At 71.5% G+C, this 18,377-nt stretch carries 19 protein-coding genes; 6 read left to right on the plus strand and 13 right to left on the minus strand.

The window, feature by feature from the left end:
* The first annotated feature begins 28 nt into the window (after window positions 1-28).
* Window positions 29-1,513 carry a CoA-acylating methylmalonate-semialdehyde dehydrogenase gene (locus GA0070608_RS21605; protein ID WP_091630353.1) on the plus strand — a complete coding sequence of 495 codons (1,485 nt, stop codon included), beginning with the start codon at window positions 29-31 and terminating at the stop codon, window positions 1,511-1,513.
* Window positions 1,514-1,551: 38 nt separating this feature from the next.
* Here GA0070608_RS21605 and GA0070608_RS21610 read toward each other — a convergent pair whose 3' ends face one another.
* Window positions 1,552-2,790 (minus strand): MFS transporter, encoded by a 1,239-nt coding sequence (locus GA0070608_RS21610; RefSeq protein ID WP_091630354.1) that lies wholly within the window; start codon window positions 2,788-2,790, stop codon window positions 1,552-1,554.
* Window positions 2,791-2,854: 64 nt separating this feature from the next.
* Between GA0070608_RS21610 and GA0070608_RS21615 the strand changes: the two genes are divergently transcribed.
* Window positions 2,855-3,847 carry an ArsR/SmtB family transcription factor gene (locus GA0070608_RS21615; RefSeq protein ID WP_091635751.1) on the plus strand — a complete coding sequence of 331 codons (993 nt, stop codon included), beginning with the start codon at window positions 2,855-2,857 and terminating at the stop codon, window positions 3,845-3,847.
* Between the two features lie 74 nt (window positions 3,848-3,921).
* On the opposite strand, the gene GA0070608_RS21620 is transcribed toward GA0070608_RS21615, so the two are convergent.
* On the minus strand, window positions 3,922-4,287 hold the full coding sequence (locus GA0070608_RS21620; protein WP_091630355.1) for an MmcQ/YjbR family DNA-binding protein: 366 nt from the start codon (window positions 4,285-4,287) through the stop codon (window positions 3,922-3,924).
* Window positions 4,288-4,595: 308 nt separating this feature from the next.
* Complete coding sequence (locus tag GA0070608_RS21625; protein WP_091630356.1) at window positions 4,596-5,648, minus strand: S1 family peptidase; 1,053 nt, start codon at window positions 5,646-5,648, stop codon at window positions 4,596-4,598.
* 430 nt (window positions 5,649-6,078) lie between these two features.
* Between GA0070608_RS21625 and GA0070608_RS21630 the strand changes: the two genes are divergently transcribed.
* Together GA0070608_RS21630 and GA0070608_RS32750 are read left to right on the plus strand one after the other, a co-directional pair.
* The gene (locus tag GA0070608_RS21630) at window positions 6,079-6,585 is read left to right on the plus strand and encodes a hypothetical protein (protein ID WP_091630357.1); all 507 of its coding nucleotides are present in this window, start codon (window positions 6,079-6,081) and stop codon (window positions 6,583-6,585) included.
* A gap of 24 nt (window positions 6,586-6,609) precedes the next feature.
* Window positions 6,610-6,786 carry a hypothetical protein gene (locus GA0070608_RS32750; RefSeq protein ID WP_176733791.1) on the plus strand — a complete coding sequence of 59 codons (177 nt, stop codon included), beginning with the start codon at window positions 6,610-6,612 and terminating at the stop codon, window positions 6,784-6,786.
* Between the two features lie 124 nt (window positions 6,787-6,910).
* Here the strand turns inward: GA0070608_RS32750 and GA0070608_RS21635 are convergent, their stop codons facing one another.
* Window positions 6,911-8,158, minus strand: coding sequence for an MFS transporter (locus tag GA0070608_RS21635; protein ID WP_245715874.1), 1,248 nt, complete (start codon window positions 8,156-8,158; stop codon window positions 6,911-6,913).
* A 127-nt stretch (window positions 8,159-8,285) separates the two neighbouring features.
* Between GA0070608_RS21635 and GA0070608_RS21640 the strand changes: the two genes are divergently transcribed.
* Window positions 8,286-9,227, plus strand: coding sequence for a LysR family transcriptional regulator (locus GA0070608_RS21640; RefSeq protein WP_091635755.1), 942 nt, complete (start codon window positions 8,286-8,288; stop codon window positions 9,225-9,227).
* A 72-nt stretch (window positions 9,228-9,299) separates the two neighbouring features.
* Here GA0070608_RS21640 and GA0070608_RS21645 read toward each other — a convergent pair whose 3' ends face one another.
* The 6 genes from GA0070608_RS21645 to GA0070608_RS21670 all read right to left on the minus strand — a co-directional run bounded on the left by GA0070608_RS21645 (window position 9,300) and on the right by GA0070608_RS21670 (window position 14,396).
* On the minus strand, window positions 9,300-10,607 hold the full coding sequence (locus GA0070608_RS21645; RefSeq protein WP_176733792.1) for an SDR family oxidoreductase: 1,308 nt from the start codon (window positions 10,605-10,607) through the stop codon (window positions 9,300-9,302).
* Window positions 10,608-10,668: 61 nt separating this feature from the next.
* Complete coding sequence (locus GA0070608_RS21650; RefSeq protein WP_091630360.1) at window positions 10,669-12,222, minus strand: long-chain-fatty-acid--CoA ligase; 1,554 nt, start codon at window positions 12,220-12,222, stop codon at window positions 10,669-10,671.
* The gene (locus tag GA0070608_RS21655; RefSeq protein ID WP_091630361.1) at window positions 12,219-12,470 is read right to left on the minus strand and encodes an acyl carrier protein; all 252 of its coding nucleotides are present in this window, start codon (window positions 12,468-12,470) and stop codon (window positions 12,219-12,221) included. Before GA0070608_RS21655 ends, GA0070608_RS21650 begins: the two co-directional genes overlap by 4 nt.
* Window positions 12,471-12,472: 2 nt before the next feature.
* On the minus strand, window positions 12,473-12,745 hold the full coding sequence (locus GA0070608_RS21660) for an acyl carrier protein (RefSeq protein ID WP_091630362.1): 273 nt from the start codon (window positions 12,743-12,745) through the stop codon (window positions 12,473-12,475).
* Window positions 12,742-13,758, minus strand: a complete 1,017-nt coding sequence (locus GA0070608_RS21665; RefSeq protein ID WP_141719524.1) for a hypothetical protein — start codon at window positions 13,756-13,758, stop codon at window positions 12,742-12,744. The genes GA0070608_RS21660 and GA0070608_RS21665 overlap by 4 nt, the downstream gene beginning before the upstream one ends.
* On the minus strand, window positions 13,755-14,396 hold the full coding sequence (locus GA0070608_RS21670; RefSeq protein ID WP_091630364.1) for a hypothetical protein: 642 nt from the start codon (window positions 14,394-14,396) through the stop codon (window positions 13,755-13,757). Before GA0070608_RS21670 ends, GA0070608_RS21665 begins: the two co-directional genes overlap by 4 nt.
* A 275-nt stretch (window positions 14,397-14,671) precedes the next feature.
* Between GA0070608_RS21670 and GA0070608_RS21675 the strand changes: the two genes are divergently transcribed.
* Window positions 14,672-15,727: an FAD-dependent monooxygenase gene (locus GA0070608_RS21675; RefSeq protein ID WP_176733793.1), complete on the plus strand. Its 1,056-nt coding sequence runs from the start codon at window positions 14,672-14,674 to the stop codon at window positions 15,725-15,727.
* A gap of 8 nt (window positions 15,728-15,735) precedes the next feature.
* On the opposite strand, the gene GA0070608_RS21680 is transcribed toward GA0070608_RS21675, so the two are convergent.
* The 3 genes from GA0070608_RS21680 to GA0070608_RS21690 are packed head-to-tail and all read right to left on the minus strand — an operon-like array spanning window position 15,736 to window position 18,360.
* Window positions 15,736-16,611 carry a TauD/TfdA dioxygenase family protein gene (locus GA0070608_RS21680; RefSeq protein WP_091630366.1) on the minus strand — a complete coding sequence of 292 codons (876 nt, stop codon included), beginning with the start codon at window positions 16,609-16,611 and terminating at the stop codon, window positions 15,736-15,738.
* 23 nt (window positions 16,612-16,634) lie between these two features.
* Window positions 16,635-17,330 (minus strand): hypothetical protein, encoded by a 696-nt coding sequence (locus tag GA0070608_RS21685; protein ID WP_176733794.1) that lies wholly within the window; start codon window positions 17,328-17,330, stop codon window positions 16,635-16,637.
* Window positions 17,275-18,360, minus strand: coding sequence for a GSCFA domain-containing protein (locus tag GA0070608_RS21690; protein ID WP_091630367.1), 1,086 nt, complete (start codon window positions 18,358-18,360; stop codon window positions 17,275-17,277). Before GA0070608_RS21690 ends, GA0070608_RS21685 begins: the two co-directional genes overlap by 56 nt.
* Window positions 18,361-18,377 lie beyond the last annotated feature (17 nt).

The raw sequence follows: 18,377 nt of genomic DNA on the forward strand, positions 1-18,377 counted from the left end.
GGTCAGCCGCCGTCAGGAAAGGAACACCATGCGCAACATCGAGCACTGGATCGACGGCAAGCCAGCACAAACCCTGTCGGACCGGACCGCCTCCGTCTGGAATCCCGCCACCGGCCAGCCACAGGCGAAGGTGCCGCTGGCCGGTTCCGCGGACGTCGACACGGCTGTCGCCGCCGCGACCCGGGCTTGGCATTCGTGGCGGGAGACCTCGCTGACCGCCCGGACGAAGGTCCTCTTCGCCTTCCGCGACCTGGTCGAGAGACACACCGACGACCTGGCCCGGATGATCACCGCCGAGCACGGCAAGGTCCTCGACGACGCTCGTGGGGAGGTGACCCGCGGCCGGGAGGTCATCGACTTCGCCTGTGGAATCCCACAACTACTCAAGGGCAGCTACTCCGACCAGGTGTCCACCGGCGTCGACTCGTACACGTTCCGACAGTCACTCGGTGTGTGCGTCGGGATCACGCCATTCAACTTCCCCGTCATGGTCCCGATGTGGATGCACCCGATCGCCATCGCCTGTGGCAACACCTTCGTCCTCAAACCCAGCGAGCGTGACCCGTCCCCGTCGAACCTGCTCGCTGAGCTGTACGCCGAGGCCGGGCTGCCGGCCGGTGTGTTCAACGTCGTTCACGGGGACAGAGACGCCGTCGATCGGCTGCTCGACCATCCCGACGTCGCCGCCGTGTCGTTCGTCGGTTCCACGCCGATCGCACGCCACGTCCACCAGCGGGCCAGCGCCGCCGGCAAACGGGTCCAGGCACTCGGTGGTGCCAAGAACCACGCCGTCGTGCTTCCCGACGCCGATCTCGCCGACGCGGCCAGGCAGATCACCGCCGCGGCGTACGGCTCGGCCGGGCAACGGTGCATGGCGATCTCCGCCGTGGTCGCGGTCGGCTCCGCCGCCGACGAACTCGTGCCCCTGCTCACCGAGCACGCACGTCGGGTACGCGTCGGGCCGGGGGACGCGCAGGCCAGTGAGATGGGACCGGTGGTAACCGCCGATGCCCGCGACAGGATCACCGGCTACATCACCCGGGCCGCCGAGGCGGGTGTCTCCCTCGTCGTCGACGGGCGTGAGGCAACCACCCGCGAGGGGTTCTTCATCGGCCCAACCCTCTTCGACACGGTCAGCACCGATGCCGAGGTGTACCGCGACGAGGTGTTCGGACCTGTGCTGGTCGTCGTCCGCGCCGCCGGTTTCGACGATGCCGTGCGCATCGTCAACGCGAGCGAGTACGGCAACGGCGTCGCGCTCTTCACCGGAAGTGGGGCGGCGGCCCGCCGATTCACCCGTGCGGTGACCGTCGGCATGGTGGGCGTCAACGTGCCCGTTCCGGTGCCGATGGCCTATCACTCATTCGGCGGCTGGAAGAACTCCCTGTTCGGTGACACCCACGTGCACGGCCCTGAGGGCGTCAGCTTCTATACCCGGGGAAAGGTCGTCACGACCCGTTGGCCCAGCGGATCCCCCTCGACGGTCAGCCTGAGCTTCCCGACCACAAGCTGACGGCCCCCGATGCACAGGTCGTCGGCCCGGTGACCTCGTCACGATGGCGAGGTTGTCCGGTCGGGCCCCGGTGTGAGGACGCGCCACAGTGCCAGGGTCGCCACGAGCGACGCCGCACCGGCCAGCGCCATCACCGTTCCCGGACCGAGCGCGTCACTCAGCGCGCCGCCGGCGGTGGCAGCCAGCCCCTGGATCGTCATCATGCCGGCGCTGAGCAGCCCGAAGGCCTGGCCGCGGCGGGTCTCCGGAACCGCGTCGAGGAACCGCCGGGCCAGCCCGAGTTGGTAGGCGAAGCCCGCGGTCGCCGCCGCGAAGAGGGCCGCCGCCAGCCACAGGCCCGGCCGGGCCACGAAGGCCAGCATGGGTACGCCGAGCAGCAGCGCGAGCCACGGCGTCCACGCCTCCCGGTGGGCCGGGCCGACGAACCGCCCCACCAGCAGGTTCCCGAGGAGCATCCCGAACGCGGCGGCCATCAGCAGCACCCCCGCACCGCCCCCCGGCCCGAGCTCGGCGGCGTACGGCACGGCGACCCCCTCGGCGCCGACGAACAGCGAGCCGGGCAGCCACTGCGCCAACAGCAGCCCGCGGATCCGCCGGTCGGCGAGCAACGCCCGGTTGATCTGCCAGGTCTCGCGGACCGCCCCGGAACCGTCCCGCCCCGTGCGAGGCGGTCGCGGCGCGAGCCCGGCGCGGACGAGCAGGGCGGAGAGGGCGCAGGTCGCGGCGGTCGCCCAGAGCGCGCCGTACGGGCCGATCCAACCGAGCAGCACACCGCCGAGGGCGAACCCGAGGACCTGGGTGCCGCCCGCCGCCACGGTGAGCAGGGACCGGCCGAGCACGTAGGCGTCGCCGGGCAGCACCTCCGGCAGCAGGGCAGCCCGGGCGGCGTTGCTGACCGGCGCGAACAGACCGACGGCCGCGGCCAGGACGAGCATTCCCGCCGGGGAGAGCACGCCGAGGGCGAGGGTCACCACCGCGGCGAGCCGGAGCAGGTCGTAGCCGACGAGCACCGTGCGCGGGGGCCACCGGTCGGCGAGCGCGAGCATGAACAGCCCGCCCAGCGCGTGCGGCAGGAAAGCGGTCACGTACGCCAGCGCGGCGAGCAGTCCCGAGCCGGTGCGCTCGTAGACGAGCACGGACAGGGCGATCATCTTCACCGTCTCGCCGACCATGAACACGCCGAAGCTGCCGAAGAGGACGCGGGCCTCGGCGACGGCGAAGACATCCCGGTAGGTGGCGGGCCGCGCGGCGCCGGCCGCGGTGGGGGTGACGTTCACCAGGCCAGCCTGCGGGCCGTACCGGCGGTGGCCTATCCTTTCGCTGTCCGGCGAAAGGTGCGGTGTGCGGATCGAGGTCACCCCGGCCGATGTCGCGGCGAGCCGGTACGCGATATCTCCGCTGGGCGAGGCGATGTCCGCCCTGCGGCTCTGCGCCGGCCAGAACACCGCCGCCGCGCTGACGCCATGGGTGACCCGGGCGCGACCGGCCTACCAGCGGCTGCGACGGGAGTCGCCCGCGGTGGGTGCCCTACTGGCGTTGCTGCGCCATGGCGGCTACAACGCGGACTTCACCCAGCCGCCACCGGACGTCGCCGGGCGGGAGTTCGCCGACGAACTGGCCGTGGTCCGGGCGACCCCACTCGCCCAGGCCCGCAGCGAACTGGCCCGCAACCTCGCCGGCCCGCGAAGCACCCCACCGGCGTACGCCCGCGCGATCTACCGCTCACCCGACGTGGTGGACCTGCTCGCGGACGCGATCGAGGCGGCCTGGGTGACGCTGGTCGAGCCGGACTGGCCCCGCCTGCGGGCGATCCTGGAACGGGACCTGCTGCATCGGGCCGGCCGACTCGTCGCGTACGGCTGGGGGGCGGCCGTCGCGGACCTGGACCCCCGGTTGCGATGGGCGCCCGGCGGGGCGGTCGGGGCGATCGAGGTCTCTCACGCCGACTCGCGCGTCTGCCGGCTCGACGGTCGGGGAATGCTCTTCGTCCCCACCGTCTTCGGCACCATGATCACCTATATCGACCCGCCCTGGCCGTTCGCCGTCGTCTACCGGGCCTCCGGGGTGGCGGAGCTGCTGGGTCCGCCCGATCCCACCCGGCCCGAGGACGCCCTGGACCGGCTGGTGGGGCGCGCTCGGGCGGCGGTGCTACGGGCATTGGCCGTGCCCGCCACCACCAGCCAGCTCGTCGCCCAGCTCGGGCTCAGCCTCGGTGGGGTCGGCGACCACCTGGCGGTGCTACGCGACGCGGGGCTCATCGCCAGGACCCGCACCGGACGGACGGTGCTCTACCGGCGCACCCCGCTCGGCGAGGCACTCACCGGTCTCGGCTGACCGGCCCGGTCTCGACGAGGACACCGCCCGCTGTCTCGATCCGTGGCGACGGGCTGTCGCCGGGGCACGGGCTGTCACCCCGTGGCGGGTCCGGGGCGCGCATCCGGGGCGCGCATCCGCCAGGCGTCGGTGACGAGTTCGTGCAGGCGATCGACGTTCACCTGCGCCAGCCGCAGCATGACCAGCGGCAGCCCGTGGTACGCGGGGGTGGTGAAGAAAACCTCGGGTTCGCCGAGGAGCAACGCCTGCTTCTCCGCTTCGTCGCCCACGTACAGCACCGCCACATCGGTCCGGATGAGCCGCGACGTACCGGGTCTGCGCTCGGGGTAGGACCAGATGAACCCCTTGTCGGCGACCCGGAAGTCGAAGCCCTCGCTGTCGATCTCGACCACCTGCGGCAGGGCCAGCGCCAGGCGACGGACGTCGTCGGCGTCAGCCATCGAGCCTGCTCCAGAACGTCTTCTCCCGCACCCGAGCAGACTAGTGCCTCGTCATGCAGCCTTGAACGGGTGATCCGTGCTGGGTGGGGCGGGTGGTGGTCGCCGAGCCGGTCCGTGGGCGAGATGGTCGTATGACGCTGTCGAGCTGAGTCGTTTATGACATCAGGTGGTGTCCGGGCCGATGTGGCACCAGACGGCGGTGAGTCGTCTGCGACATCAGCTCGACAGCGTCCCGCGTGTGGGTCCTCCGCCGACGTACACCAGCGGGGGCCGCCGGTGTCCCGACGGCCCCCGCTGGTGTATTTCGGTCAGACGATCTCCACCCCGTAGACGCTCAGCGCCTCGGTGACCGGCTGGAAGTAGGTGGTCCCGCCGGAGGAGCAGTTTCCGCTGCCACCCGAGGTCAGGCCGAGGGCGGTGCTCCCGCTGAAGAGCGCGCCACCGCTGTCGCCCGGCTCGGCGCAGACCGTGGTGCGGATCAGGCCGGTGACGCTGCCCTCGGCGTAGTTGACCGTGGCACCGGTCGCCTCGACCGTGCCGCCGTGCAGGCCGGTGGTGCTGCCGGAGCGCTGCACCGACTGCCCGACGAAGGCGTCGGCCGCGCCGGTGATGTCCCGGGTGGTGCCGTCGTAGAGGTAGACGCTGCCGTCGGCGGCACCCGCGTTGCTGTGCTGGACGATCCCGTAGTCGTTACCGGGGAAGCTGCCGGTGCCGCCGGAGCCGAGCTGGCTGCTCTGCCCGGCGTCGGCGTACCAGTTGGGGGTGATGTCGGTGCAGTGCCCGGCGGTGAGGAAGTAGTACGTGTCGCCGCTGCGGACGTTGAAGCCGAGCGAGCAGCGACCGCCCCCCTCGGCGTAGATGGCCTCGCCGCCGGCGGCCCGGGTGGCGAGCGTCCCGGCCTCCCGCTCGATGCGGACGGCGCCGCCGAGCCGCTCGGCGACGGCCTCGACGCGCTGGAGCTTCGCGCCGGTCACCGTGCTGTCGACGGAGACGACGACCTGGTTGGTCGCCGGGTCGGTCCACCACGCGGTGCCGGCGACCCGCGCCGAGCTGTCGAGGGCGGCGGTGGCACGGGCGAGTTCGTTCGCACCACGGGTGACGAGCTTCGGGGTCGCGCCGGCCGCGCGGACCTTTCGGGCGGCGGCATCGTCGGTCACGGTGACGACCATGGCGCCGTCGGCCCCGGCGTACGTCCCGGCGGAGCGGTCGCCGAGGGCGGCGGCGAGCGCGGTGGCCTGGTCGGGGGAGGCAGGCGTCGCGGGTGCGGCCTGAGCGGGAGCGCCGGTCAGTGTGCCGACGACCAGTGCGCCGGCCACGGAGAGAGCGGCGGCATGGCGCAACGAGGACCCGGATAGTCGCATGTGGTACCTCCATGGAACTGAGCGCGGGCTGCCTTTCGGGCGGCCCCGGGCATTCGATCAGGTGATGTGGATCACCCGATCGGAGGAGTCGAAGTATTCATAGGTCTCATATTGATTGCAAGAGTGCCGGTTGGTCGGACTAGGCCGCTTCTCACAGCTTGGGTCCGGACAGCCCGACGAGTGGCGAGTCAGGCGATTAGTGGTAGTTCGCCGCTGATTCGCAGGTCAGCGCGCCCGGTTGGGCGGCCCCGTCGGGCGGGGTCGGTCAGCTGCCCGACCGGATGGCGGGACAGCGTGGACGGCGGAAAATTGGTGCGGCAGCCGCCTCGGCGCCTCGGTCGGTTTGGTGACCGGACGCTTGCCGTGCGTGACCGGATCGCAGAGGGTCGAGCCGTACTCACATCCGCCGCACGTGCGTCCGAGGAGCCCCATGCAGCCGTTCGACCTGACCAGTGGCGACCAGATCCTCAACCAGAACGCGCTGGCGAACAACGCCAGCGGGATGAACCTCTCCGTCCGCACAGATCTCGGTACCCGGGTGGAGGCGTGGCGGCCGGGGCCCGGCGTGACCGGTGACGAGAGGTTCTTCTGCCACGGCTACGCGCTGGGCACCTTCGGCGCGCACATGTACACCGTGTGGGGCCGCTTTCTGCCTCAGGTGCTGGCCGAGGAGTACGAGGCGCTCGGGCGGGTCGACATCGCGCGGAACGTCGCGGCTCGGGACGTCCTGGTCTGGTGGCTGGGGGCCACGGACGCCTACCACTCCGCCGTGGTGGAGCAGCCGGTGACGCTGCCCACCGGCGCCCTGGACCTGGCGCAGACGAGGGTCAGCTCGAAGACCGGCACCGGCCCGCTCTGGGTCGGCCTCCTCGCCGACGACGTGAAGCAGCAGTACCGGTCCGCCGCGTACATCGAGGTGTACCGCCGCTACCCGTGAGCCGCGGCGCGGGGCGGTCGAACCATGGCCGCCCTGCGTAACGTCGACAAGGCCGGTGTCTGGACGTTCACCGGGGACACGATGCGCGCGACGCTGACCATCGACCCAGGCGGCCAGACAATGGCCGCGAAGTGGGAGCGCTCGCCCGACGGCGCAACCTGGGCGGACTGGATGGACATGGAGTTCGTCCGGGAAGCGTGAGCGCTGGCGCCGTTCGGAGCCAGCGCCCGGCGGCCCAGCCCAGGCATTGCCGCGCAAGCAGAGTGCGCCGAAGAAGTTCCACCGGGTGTGAATTCAGGCGGCCAAGGCCCTCGCGCGTGGCCCGTTACCGCAAAGCGGTCAGGGACGGCTCCCTAGGCCCGCCGGCCGGCGTCCGCGGGCCGGTGCGCGGGAGCGACAGCGGGGTGGCCAGGAGCAGCACGCCGGCGATGCCGATCGCGACCCGCACGTCGGTGGCCGCGGCCAGGACGCCCCACAGCGCGGTCAGCACCGCGATCGCCCCGACGCCCGTGACGTTCCAGGCGACCAGCACCCGGCCGACGCGGTCAGCCGGCACCCGTTCGAGTCGCTCGGTGGCGAACAGCGGGTTGAACACGCCCATGCAGGTGATCAGCGCCAGCTCGACGGCAATCACCAGGACCACGCCGGCGGTGCCGGGCAGCACGAAGAACAGGCCGACCGGCCACAGCGCGCGCAGCACGCCCGAGGCCAGCAGGACCCGGCGGCGCCCGTGCCGGGCTGCCAGCCGTGGGGCGAGCTGGGCGCCGACGAACCCGCCGACGCACGGCAGGCCGAATGCCAGGCCGTACTGCCAGGGTGCCCAGCCCAGGTCGCCCAGGAGCAGCACGGCCAGCAGTGGCTCGGCCGCCATGATCAGGGCATTGACGGTCACGGTGTTCACGAACAGCGGGCGCAGCTCACGGTCGGCGAGGATGAACCGCCACCCCTCCAGCAGGTCCGCGCCGCGCAGCCGGGGTCCGGTCTCCCGTGCCGGGCGCGGCTCGCGCTCCCGGATCATGCCGACCCCGAGCGCGGACAGCAGGAACCCGACCGCGTTGGCGATCACGGTGACGACGGGCCCCAGCAGACTGACGGCAGCCCCGCCCAGGGTCGGCCCCACCGCGGTGGCCGTCCAGGTGGTCGACTCGAACCGCCCGTTGGCGACCAGCAGCTGATCGGGGCGCACGATCGACTTGAGATAGGCGCCGCTCGCGGAGGTGAAGGCGATGTTTGCCGCGGCCCCGAGCACGGAGACGGCCAGCAGTTGGGTGTAGGTCAGCAGCCCGAACCCGAAGGTGACGGGGATGCTCAGCAGGGCCGCGAACCGGATGACGTCCGTGGCGATCATGACCGGCTTCTTGCGCTGCCGCTCGACCCACGGGCCAAGGGGAAGCGCCAGCATCGCACCCACCGCCAGTCCCGCCGCGGCCAGGGCGGAGACCGCGGCCGGACCGGCGTCGAGCACCTGGATCGCGATCAGCGGAAACGCCCCGAACCCCAACCAGGTGCCCACGGTGCTGGCCGCGAACGCCGACCACAACCACCCGAACGAGCGCCCCAAACGTTGCGCCACCATATCGATCCTTCCGTCACAACCGATCGTTGACGGCGAGGATTCGATCAAGGTGATGGGCCTGGAATCCAACAACGAACATGCCGGCGAGCCACAACCGATGTTTGTGCATCCGTACGATCCGGGCGTGGACCTCGACACCGTGCGCACCTTCGTCGCCGTCGCCGACGCGGGCCAGTTCCAGGAAGCCGCCATCGACCTGAGGATCACGCAGCAGGCCGTCTCCAAGCGGGTGGCCAACCTCGAACGCAGCCTCGGAGTCACCCTCTTCGCCCGTACCGCCCGCGGTGCCCGGCTGACCCTCGACGGGCAGGCGTTCCTGCCGCACTCCCGGGAACTGCTCCGGGCCGCCGAACGGGCCGCGGCCTCGGTCCGGCCGGGCGAACGCGCGCTGCGCGTGGACGTCCTGAACCGGCGTATCGCCCCGGCGGTGGCACTGCAGAACTTCTACCGCGCCCACCCGGGGGTCGAACTCGACGTGGTCACGCTCTCGGACGCCGACGCCGGGACGGCCATCGAGGCCGTCCGCACCGGAGAGATCGACGCGACCTTCCGGGCCGTGTCCGTACCCGCCCGCGAGCTACCCGACGGCATCCTCGTCGAACGGGCCCTGGACGACCCGCTGCAACTGCTCGCCGGCCCGTCCCACCCGCTCGCCGCCGCCCGGTCCTTGACCCCGGCCGACCTGACCGGGCACCGCGTCTGGATCCCCGGCATCAGGCGGGGCACCGAGTGGGCCGCCTACTACGACGAGCTCACCGGAGCCTTCGACCTGCGGATCGACGCGATCGGCCCGAACTTCGGCACCGAGGCGCTGCTCGACGCGATCGTCGACTCCGCCGACCTGGCAACTCTTGTGGGCGCCGGTGACCGGTACATCTGGCCGGCCACCCACGACCTGCGCCGCATCCCGATCCACGGCCCGACACCGGTCTATCCCCATGCGTTCGTACGCCGCGCGGACAACCCGCACCCCACCCTCACCGCGCTCCGCCGGCACCTGGCGGCATCACGGCCTCGCACCGCGACCGAGGTCTGGGCCCCGAGTTGGGCCAGCCTCCGCGCCTGAGGTGGTTCGTTCCGCCGCCGGCTGACCTGGTCAGGCACCAGGCCAGCCGGCCGCTGTCGGACTGTGCGGTGGTCAGACGGCCCCGACCGGCACCGGCTCGGGGACGGGAACCGGCGCGGGAACGGAGGCGTGAACGGGGACGGGAACGGGAACCAGCAGCGCCTCCTCGGGCAGGTACCTGCTGAGCTTGCGGATCCGCCTGGCGTTGTTCTCCATGACGTCGATCGACGGCAGGTCGGCGTCGACCCGCACGGTCGTGGGGTTGGCGGCAGCGGTGTGGATGTTGTTCAGCAGGGTGTGGAACGACGGTGGGAACAGCGAACTCACGAACCGGGACTGCTGCCGGCCGCGTCGGATGCTGGCGACCGGCTTCGACCAGTCGATCTGGCCCAACCGGAACCGGTGCTGGCGGATCAGCTCACGCCGGAACACCGGCCACGGCACCAGCTTCAGGTCGAACCGCTCGGCGATCTCCTGAGTGGTCACCGGGGTCACCGGGTAGCTGATCACCCGCGGCGCGTTCGACAGCGCGTTGGCGACCACCGACCGGGCCAGCACGTCGCCCGCCACGACCGGACTGGTGACCTCCGAGTTCCAGACCATCCCGAGTTGGAGGATGTGCGAGATCATGTTCCAGAACGAGTACTCCATTCCGGGGTCCTTGAACCCGGTGCTCGGGCCGCCCAGCGCGAACGGCGCCTGGTAGATGTGGATCGGCACGCCGTCGCGGTTCGCCCGCAGGGCGATGTGCTTGACGACCCACTTCATCCGGCTGTAGCCGGTGTAGAAGAAGCTGTTGCGGTAGAAGTCGCGCCACTGCTGGTAGACCTCGCTGCCGACCGAACCGATGACGTGCAGCGTCTTGAACCGCTTCCGCAGGCAGAACTCGGCGAGCCGGAGCGTCGGCAGGACCTTCTCCTGGCGGTATCGGGCGTAGGGGTAGTCGTGGGTCGTCGCGCCCGCGGCATCGATCACCACGTCGACGTCGGTCAGCAGTTTGTCGTAGTCGGCGGGGGCGAGCCCCATCGCCGGCTCCAGGTAGCTACCCTCCAGCACCGACAACTTGCCGGTGTCGGGCAACTCCATCTTGTACTTTCGCAGCTGCCGGGCGATGCGATCCTCGCCGGACTTGTCGCCCTTGCGGCGAACCAGGGCATAGACCGTCGCGACCCGGGTGTCGCCGAGGAGTTCACGCAGCATGTGCATGCCGACGAACCCGTTCGCGCCCAGCACGAGCACGTTCTTCGGCTCGTCGTCAGCGCGTCGGGGAAGTCTCTTCGCGACTGCGCGCGGATCCTCTGAATAGGCGAGCGAAATCCGGTTGGGGTTGCCCATCGAGAGCGCGACGCGGTCACTGTGGTGACGCAGGGAAATGTGCATGGGGGTCCGCCTTTGCATGGAGAGTGAGGGTCGTGGAGCCAGAACGGGACCGGGCCGGCCGTCAGGCCACGCGCCGGTCCAGGTGCTGCCAGAACCTTTCACGCAGCTCCCGCCGGAGAAGCTTTCCGCTGGGATTGCGGGGCAGCAGGTCGACGAACTCGAAGCTCGCCGGGATCTTGAAGTCGGCGATCCGCCCCCGGAGGAACGGGGTGAGATCGCGGGCGGTCGCGGGCTGGTCGGGGTGGGTCACCACGAAGCAGTGCACGACCTCGCCCCAGTGCTCGTGCGGCACGGCGACGGCGGCGGCCTCGACCACTCCCGGGTACGCGCAGACCGCGTTCTCGATCTCCGCCGGATAGACGTTCTCGCCGGCCACGATGATCGTGTCCTTGATCCGGTCGCGTACGAACAGGAAGCCCTCGTCGTCCAGGTAGCCGGCGTCGCCGGTGTGCAGCCAGCCATCGACCAGGGTCGCGGCGGTGGCGTCGGGCAGGCCCCGGTACTCGATCATCCGAGCGGGGGTACGCAGGCAGATCTCGCCGACCTCGTACGGCGGCAGGACGCCGCCCGCACCGTCGATGATCTTCACGCCGAAGCCCGGGTACGGCCGACCGGCAGCCTGCATCCGCGGCCCGCCGACGACGTGCTCGGACGGCGGCAGGCAGATCGCCGTGTTTCCGCTCTCGGACAGGCCGTAGATCTGCGCGAACTCGCAGCCGAACATCTCGATGCTGCGGCCCAGCAGCGCCTCGGAGATCGGCGACCCACCGTAGACGATCTTGCGCAGTGAGACGAAGTCCTCCCGCCGGGGCCGGGGCGGCGCGAGCATCATCTGCAACTGGGCCGGTACGACACACGCCGTGGTGACGCCGTGCTGCCGGATGAGGCGGACCGCCTCGTGCCCGGCGAACACCCGGACCGACACGTTGGTGATGCCGGCGCTGAACCCCTGGATCGACCACCACAGCCCACCGATGTGGAACCCGGGGATGCCGATCAGGCTCACGTCGTCCGGGTGCCAGTCGATCCAGTCGAGGCCCTCGGAGGCGAGCGCGTCGCGCACCGCGAAGAAGCTGCGGTGGGCCAGCACAACACCCTTGGGGTTGCCGGTCGTGCCGCTGGTGTACACCTGGGCCAGCGGCTGCTCGTCGGTCCAGGACGGGTCCAGGTCGCCGTCCTCGTCGGCCTGCCAGCCGGGGAAACCGGCCAGCGACACGACCTCGCGCAGCTCGGGCAGGTCCGGCCGCAGCTTGTCGACGGTGTCCAGGAGGTCCTCGTCGCAGAAGAGGACCGTGCTGCCGGAGTCGCGCATGATGTGGTGGATCTCGCCGGCACGCAGCCGCCAGTTGATCGGGACCAGGACGGTGCCGGTCTTGGCGCAGGCGAACAGGATGTCGTAGTAGTGCTCGGACTCTTTGCCGAGGTAGGCGACGCGGTGCCCGGGCGTGACCCCGGCGTGCCGCAGGGCGTGCGCCGTCCGGTTGCTCGACCGGTGCAGCCGCGCGTAGCTGACCGAACGGTCCTCGCAGCGCACCGCCGGGTGGTCGGGCCGCTGCTCGGCGTGGAAGGCGATGACGTCGTGCACCGTACGCAGGTGCGGGTGGTACGCCGTCATCGGCTCGTTCCGTCCGGGACCGCCAGCGTCTCCTCCAGGAACCGTACGATCGCCGGGCCGGAGGCGAGGGCCGGCAGCAGGTTCGGGTCGATCTCGATGCCGAAGGCGTTCTCGAGCGCCATCATGAGCTGGATCTGGCGCAGGGAGGTCCAGCCCGGCAGGGTGTCCGGGTCCAGTCGCTCGGGCAGCTCGTCCGGTGCGACACCGAACACCGAGGCGACCACCTCGCGGACGCGGGTTTCCAACATTGCTACTCCTTGGCTGTCGCGCCGAGGCCGTGCCCCGGGGTGAAGAAACGTCGCGTGATCCGGGAGACGGTGCGGAAGTCGTCCGTGCTCACCTCGTCGAGGGAGATCTCCGTGCCCAGCTCCGCCTCGATCAGGTAGAGCAGCTCGACGAAGTGCATCGAGTTCAGGACCCCGGTGTCCACGAGGTCGTCGTCGGGCCCGACCGAGTCGATGTCCGGGCATCTGGCGCGCAGGAACGCGGTGAGGAACTCGGGAACCGTCTTGGTCGTGCTCATGGCCTCTCCTGGGGGCGCGTCGGTGCGGGGAGGATCTTCGTGGTGACCCGGGCCGCCGCCGGTTCGCCGCCACAGCGGTGCTCGGCCACGGCTCGTCCGGTGGGCAGGCCGGTCGGAATGAGCCGGTTGGTGCGCAGCGCGACGGTCGGGTCGCGCAGCAGCGGGTTGGTGCCACGCACGGTGGCGGAGAACAGCGCGAAGACCGGGTCGATGACCTTGGTCGCTCCGTCGGTGTCCTCGACCTCGACCCAGGCGTGCACCAGGTCGAGCATGCCGACCACCCAGCCGATCCTGGTGACCGCCGGGATGCCGGCCCGGACGCAGAGCTGGGCCAGGTACCGGCTCGCCGAGTCGCAGCTCGCCACGCCGTGGCTGGTCACCAGGTCGACGTCGTCCTGTAGCGCCGCGGGCAGCTTGACCCAGCGCAGGTCCATGGCCGCGAACTCGGCGGCGATCGCGCGCAGCTCCGGGGAGCGCAGCTCGGCCCGCTCGCCACGGGTGTGCACGGTGGCGGTGACGGCGAGCTCCGACGCCGTACGCACGAGGGTGTCACCACCGTCGTGGGTCGGCCCGTTGGCGTCGGCGGGTTCGACCGTCAGGTCGTGCACCGCACCGCCGAAGCGTTCGGGGCGCGGCAGGGCCAGCCAGCTGGTCGGCTCCGGGCCGCACCGGTCGGCGGCACACGCGACCCGCAGCGCGAACCGGGAGGCGCGGGGTGCGAGCAGCTCCTCGGTCGACGAGCGCATCCACCGCAGCGAGTACGCGAAGGCCTGCTCGGGCACGGTCGTGCCGGTGCCGGAGTACAGCGCCAGGTTGAATAGGTCGCGCGAGTCGAAACGCTCCTCGCCCACCTCGCCGCTGGCCTGGAGCCCCCGGTCGAGCAACGTGGACAGGGTGTGGTCGTCACAGCCGAGGACCTGCCTCGCCGAGGCGCGGTCGACGTCGTCGAGCCGGTGCCCCGGCGGGACCGCGAAGAGCGTGTCGAGTCCACGGCACAGTCCGACCGCGGTCATGGCCGCGCCGCACTGTCGCGCCACATCGTCCTGATGACGCTTCCGGTGCTCAGCACGTACTCGTCCACCGAGGTCCAGCCGAGCATCTCGTTGATCTGCACCTGCTCCGGGCCGGCCGAGGTCTCCAGATAGCCCGGTAGGGCGAGGGCCTCGGCCCGGGCCTGGCCGGCGCGCATCAGGACGTAGCCGACGCCGACCGAGTCGACCCGCCGGCCGAGCACCGCGAACCACACGTGCGGGCGGCTGGGGCGCATCCGGTCCAGCGCGTTGGAGATCCGGACCGCGTGCGCCACGGCCCGCGGCCCCGCCAGCAGGCACGCCACCGAGCGCAGTGCCCACCCCCACCACGGCGTGGTGCGCTCGTCGCCGTAGAGGACCAGGATCCCGTCGAGCCGGTCGGCACGGTACGCGGCGAGGGTGATGCCCGAGCTCATCAGCTGGGCGATCACCAGTTCGGCCAGGTACAGCGCGGTCAGCGCCGACTTCTGCTGCCACCGGGGGAGCGAGCCGGCGGCGGCCCAGATGGCGCCGTCCTCGTACGCCTGGGCGAGCAGCCGCGCGCCCGCCCACAGCTGTCGCCACCCGAGGTCCCGGACCTCGAGTCTGGGCTCCGGCCGCGCGATTGTTTGTCTGTTCACATTGCACCCCACGTCCGGACGGAAGCCCGCTGACCTGGGTGAATTTATTGGTCTTGGGTAATCAGCCAGTAATAAATGACCCCTTCCGGCGGTCTCCACCCGTTGCGGCGGTCGCCGGGAATCCGTTGTGCGAATCCGACCTCGCCGTCCCCGGCGGCCGGGCCCCCGCCGGGCCGCTCCCTTCCCCGGGTCGGTCCCGGATGGGAGACTGAGTCGTGCCGCGTGACGACGTCGGGAGCTTGCCGGAGCGCCCATCGCGTCGATCCGGTGCCGGCGTGATCGCCGGCCACTGGGAGGTCGTCGTGGTCGGCGGCCGGATCGCCGGGGCGTCCACCGCCTGGGCCCTCGCGCCGTACGCGGAGCGGGTCCTCGTCCTGGACGCCTCGCGGGCCACCGCGTTCTGGCCGCAGCAGTCCACCTGGGACCGGTCCGGCAACCTCGCCTGGGCCGAGCTCGGCCTGCTGGAGACGGTCCTGGCCTGCGGCGCTCCACGCACCTACGGCGACACCCAGCGCATCGGCGAGGACATCACCGAGCGGGTCTACCCGCGTGAGGACGCGTACTCGTACCGGATGAGCGTGCCGCGTGAGGTGTTGGATCCGGCGCTGCTGGCTGCGGCGCACAGCCGGGGCAACGTCACCGTGCTGCGCCCGGCCCGGGTGCGGGACGTCACGATCGACGCCGGCCGGGCCCGCGGGGTGACCGTCCGGCATGACGCCGTCGACGGCGAGATCACCTGTGACCTGCTGGTGCTGGCGGACGGCCGGCTGTCGCGCAACGCGCAACGGGTGGGCGCGAGCGCCTACCGGGTCGTCGAGTCACCGTGGTTCGCGCTGCTGGCGTACTACGAGAACCTGCCGCTGCCCGCCGACCGCTCGTACTTCTCCTTGCAGGACCGCAGCGTCCTCATCTCGACGCCGTGCGGCGACAAGCAGTGGTGCGTCGCGCTGGACCTGCACCAGAGCCTGATCGACGAGACCGGTCGGCATCCGGCGCGCTCGTACGAGCGGATGGTGCGCGACGATCCGCACCTGGGCCCGGCGGTCGCCACCGGCCGCCGGACCACGCCGATCGGCGGCGCCGGCCGGATGCGGATGCTGCGCCGGCCGATGAGCGGGCCGGGCTGGTGCCTGGTCGGCGACGCCGGCTACCACCTGGACCCGGTCACCGCCCAGGGCACCCGGGCCGCCCTGGTCACGGCCCGGATCCTCCGGGACCGGGTCGCGGGCGCCGGCCGCGTCGCGGGCGCGGACCTGACCGGCCTGACCGACGAGCGGGACGCCGCCCTCGACGCGGACTGGGCCTACACCGAGCAGATCGTGCGCGCCTGACCGCCTGGTCACCCGACCGGTCGGCTGCCGTTGATGGTCACCCGTTGGCCGTAGCGGGAGTGCGGGTAGTAGTCCCACACGGCGTGGTGCTGGGTGCAACGGTTGTCCCAGAACACCAGCGTGTTCGGCGTCCAGCGGACCCGGCAGCTCAGGATCGGCTGCTGCGCGACCCAGCCGAAGAGCATGTCCAGCACCGCCCGACTCTCCGACCGGGAGAGCTGCGTGATGTGCGAGGTGAAACCGGCATTGACGAAGAGCAGCCGGCGGCCGGTCTCCGGGTGGCGTACGACGACCGGGTGTTCGCTCTTCGGCACGACGTACTCCGGCGGTGGGGTGTGACCCTGCCACGGGATCAGGCCGTCGTGGATCGCGGTCAGACCGTCGAGGAAGGCCCGCATCGGCGGGGAGAGCATCTCGTACGCCAGGTGCATGTTCGCCCAGAGAGTGTCGCCACCGACGCCGATCTCCGGCGTCCTGGTGACGTAGAGCATCGAGCCCAGCGAGGGCTCTGCCTCGGCGGTGCCGTCGGTGTGCCAGTCCTCGCCGGCCACGAACCGCGAGTCCCGGCCGGCGCTGATCTCGAGGATGGCGGGATCGCCGCCGTCCAGGTCGGCCAGGGGCTGGCGGCGCAACTCGCCGAAGTGGCCGGCGAAGCGCTTGTGGTCCTCGGCGGAGATCACCTGGTCGCGGAAGACCAGCACATGGTGGTCGAGAAAGGCCCGCCTGACCTCGGCCAGCTGCTTGTCGGACAGTTCCGTGGCGAGGTCGAGGCCGCAGACCTCCGCGCCGATGACCGGCGAGATCGGCCGGACGGTGATGGTGTGGTAGGGCTCCGGCTGGCGGGTCGTCACGCGCTCGACCGCGGCAAGGACGTGTTCTTCCATCTCGTTCCCTCCTGGGTTCGGTGTCACAGTCCCCGGGCCAGCAGGTCGGCCACGATCAGCCGGCCGAAGGCGAGGTTGCCGTGGATCGGGTCGTCCGGCTCGCAGAACGCGGCCCGCTGCCGGCCCGTCCCGTCGGTGACCCGGGCCCGCAGATCCACGATCTCCACGCCGAGCGCGACGAGCGCGCGGCGGATCGTCTCCTGGGCCGCCATGAAGACCAGCGGGTCGGACATCCCCGGCACCCGTTGCGGCGGCAGCACCGCGAGGACCCGCAGCCCCAGGCCGAGGGCGTGGCGGTGGAAGGCCAGGGCGTCGCGGGCCATGGCGCGCACGATGTCGTCGAAGAGCCCGCCGGAGAGGAAACCCGCCGGGAAGGCGCCGTCGCCGTCCCGGTAGATCCGCCAGTTCCCGGTGGTGGCGAAGAAGTGGGCGCTGAGGCCGAACGTCGAGACCAGCGGGATGGTGAGCCGGCCGATGTCCGGCACGGCCAGGTCGGCCAGGAAGCCGCGGTGGCGTTCCTCCACCGCGGCGTCCCGGAACACCAGGCCGTCGTCGTGTACGTCGAAGAAGCCGACGTTGAAGTCGCGCCCCGAGCCGACCGGCCCACCGACGAAGGGCAGCCCGGCCGCCGTCGCCGCGCGGGCGATCGGTCCGGCGTGCGAGTCACCCAGCAGCAGGAATCTGGCCGGGGCGGTAGTGGTCGAGGATGGCGTCGTCACAGTAGAGGTCACCTCCGTCAGCGGCGTCGGCGCGACGGTCGGACGCCGTCGCGGTGGGATCCGTGGGGCGGGTCCCGGCGGGTCCCCGTTCGAGGGCGTCGAAGAAGTGCCGCATGACGAAGGCGACCCCCGCCGGCGTCACGGCACGCAGGTTCGGCGCGAAGAAGACCCCCCGGAACGGGAAACCGGTGATCAGCTCGTACGAGGGGAAGTAGTCGACGTGGTCGTGTTCCTGGGCGAGTTGGCCCGCCGCGGCCCGCAGCACGGACTTCGAGTACGTGGTGGCGGTCAGCGCGTGCGCCCCGGTCGCCGTCGCGGTGAGCGGCACCGGTGACACGGTCAACAGGACGTTCAGCCGGGGATTGGCGGCGCGCAGCAGCGCGACGGCGGCGCAGAGGTCATCGTGCACCTCGGCGACGGTGAAGTTGTGGAAGGCGTGCCGCCCGGGGTCGAAGACGCCCCGGACGGTGCCCGGGCAGACCGGGTGGACGGTGCCGGTGGCCCGGTCCCGCCAGGCCTCGGTGAGCCCGAGGGTGAAGATGAGGCAACCCGCCTCGGCGATCGCCCCCCGGATCGCCGCCAGGGTGGACCGGCGGGCGGCCAGGGTGGCCTCGGCCGAGGCGTACCCGTCGGGTTCGACCGACGGGCGGTACGGGTCGAAGAACCGGTCACCCTCGCACCAGACCTCGCCGGGCCCGGTGTCGTCCGCCAGCGCCCAGGCCAGCCACTGCCGCAGGGTCGCGGCGGTGTAGATGGTGCCGGTGCGGAAGGAGAACGCGCCGTAGTGCCGGGCCCGGCGCTCGGCCTCGGTCAGCCCGGGCGGGGGCAGCTCGACCTCACGCCAGTTCATCCCCTCGTCGAGCAGGGCGGGACCGAGATGACGGGCGAAGCAGGAACCGGCGGTGAGGACCGGGTCGTCCGGGGCGATGGCGAACTTCGGTGTCCACACCTCACCGATGGCCAGCATCTCCGGCTCGGCCACCGCGCTGCGCCAGAACGACCGCGACGGCAGCGACTGGTAGGGGTTCATCGTGCCGCCGTCGGGTC

Source organism: Micromonospora peucetia (assembly GCF_900091625.1).
Taxonomy (GTDB): Bacteria; Actinomycetota; Actinomycetes; order Mycobacteriales; family Micromonosporaceae; genus Micromonospora; species Micromonospora peucetia.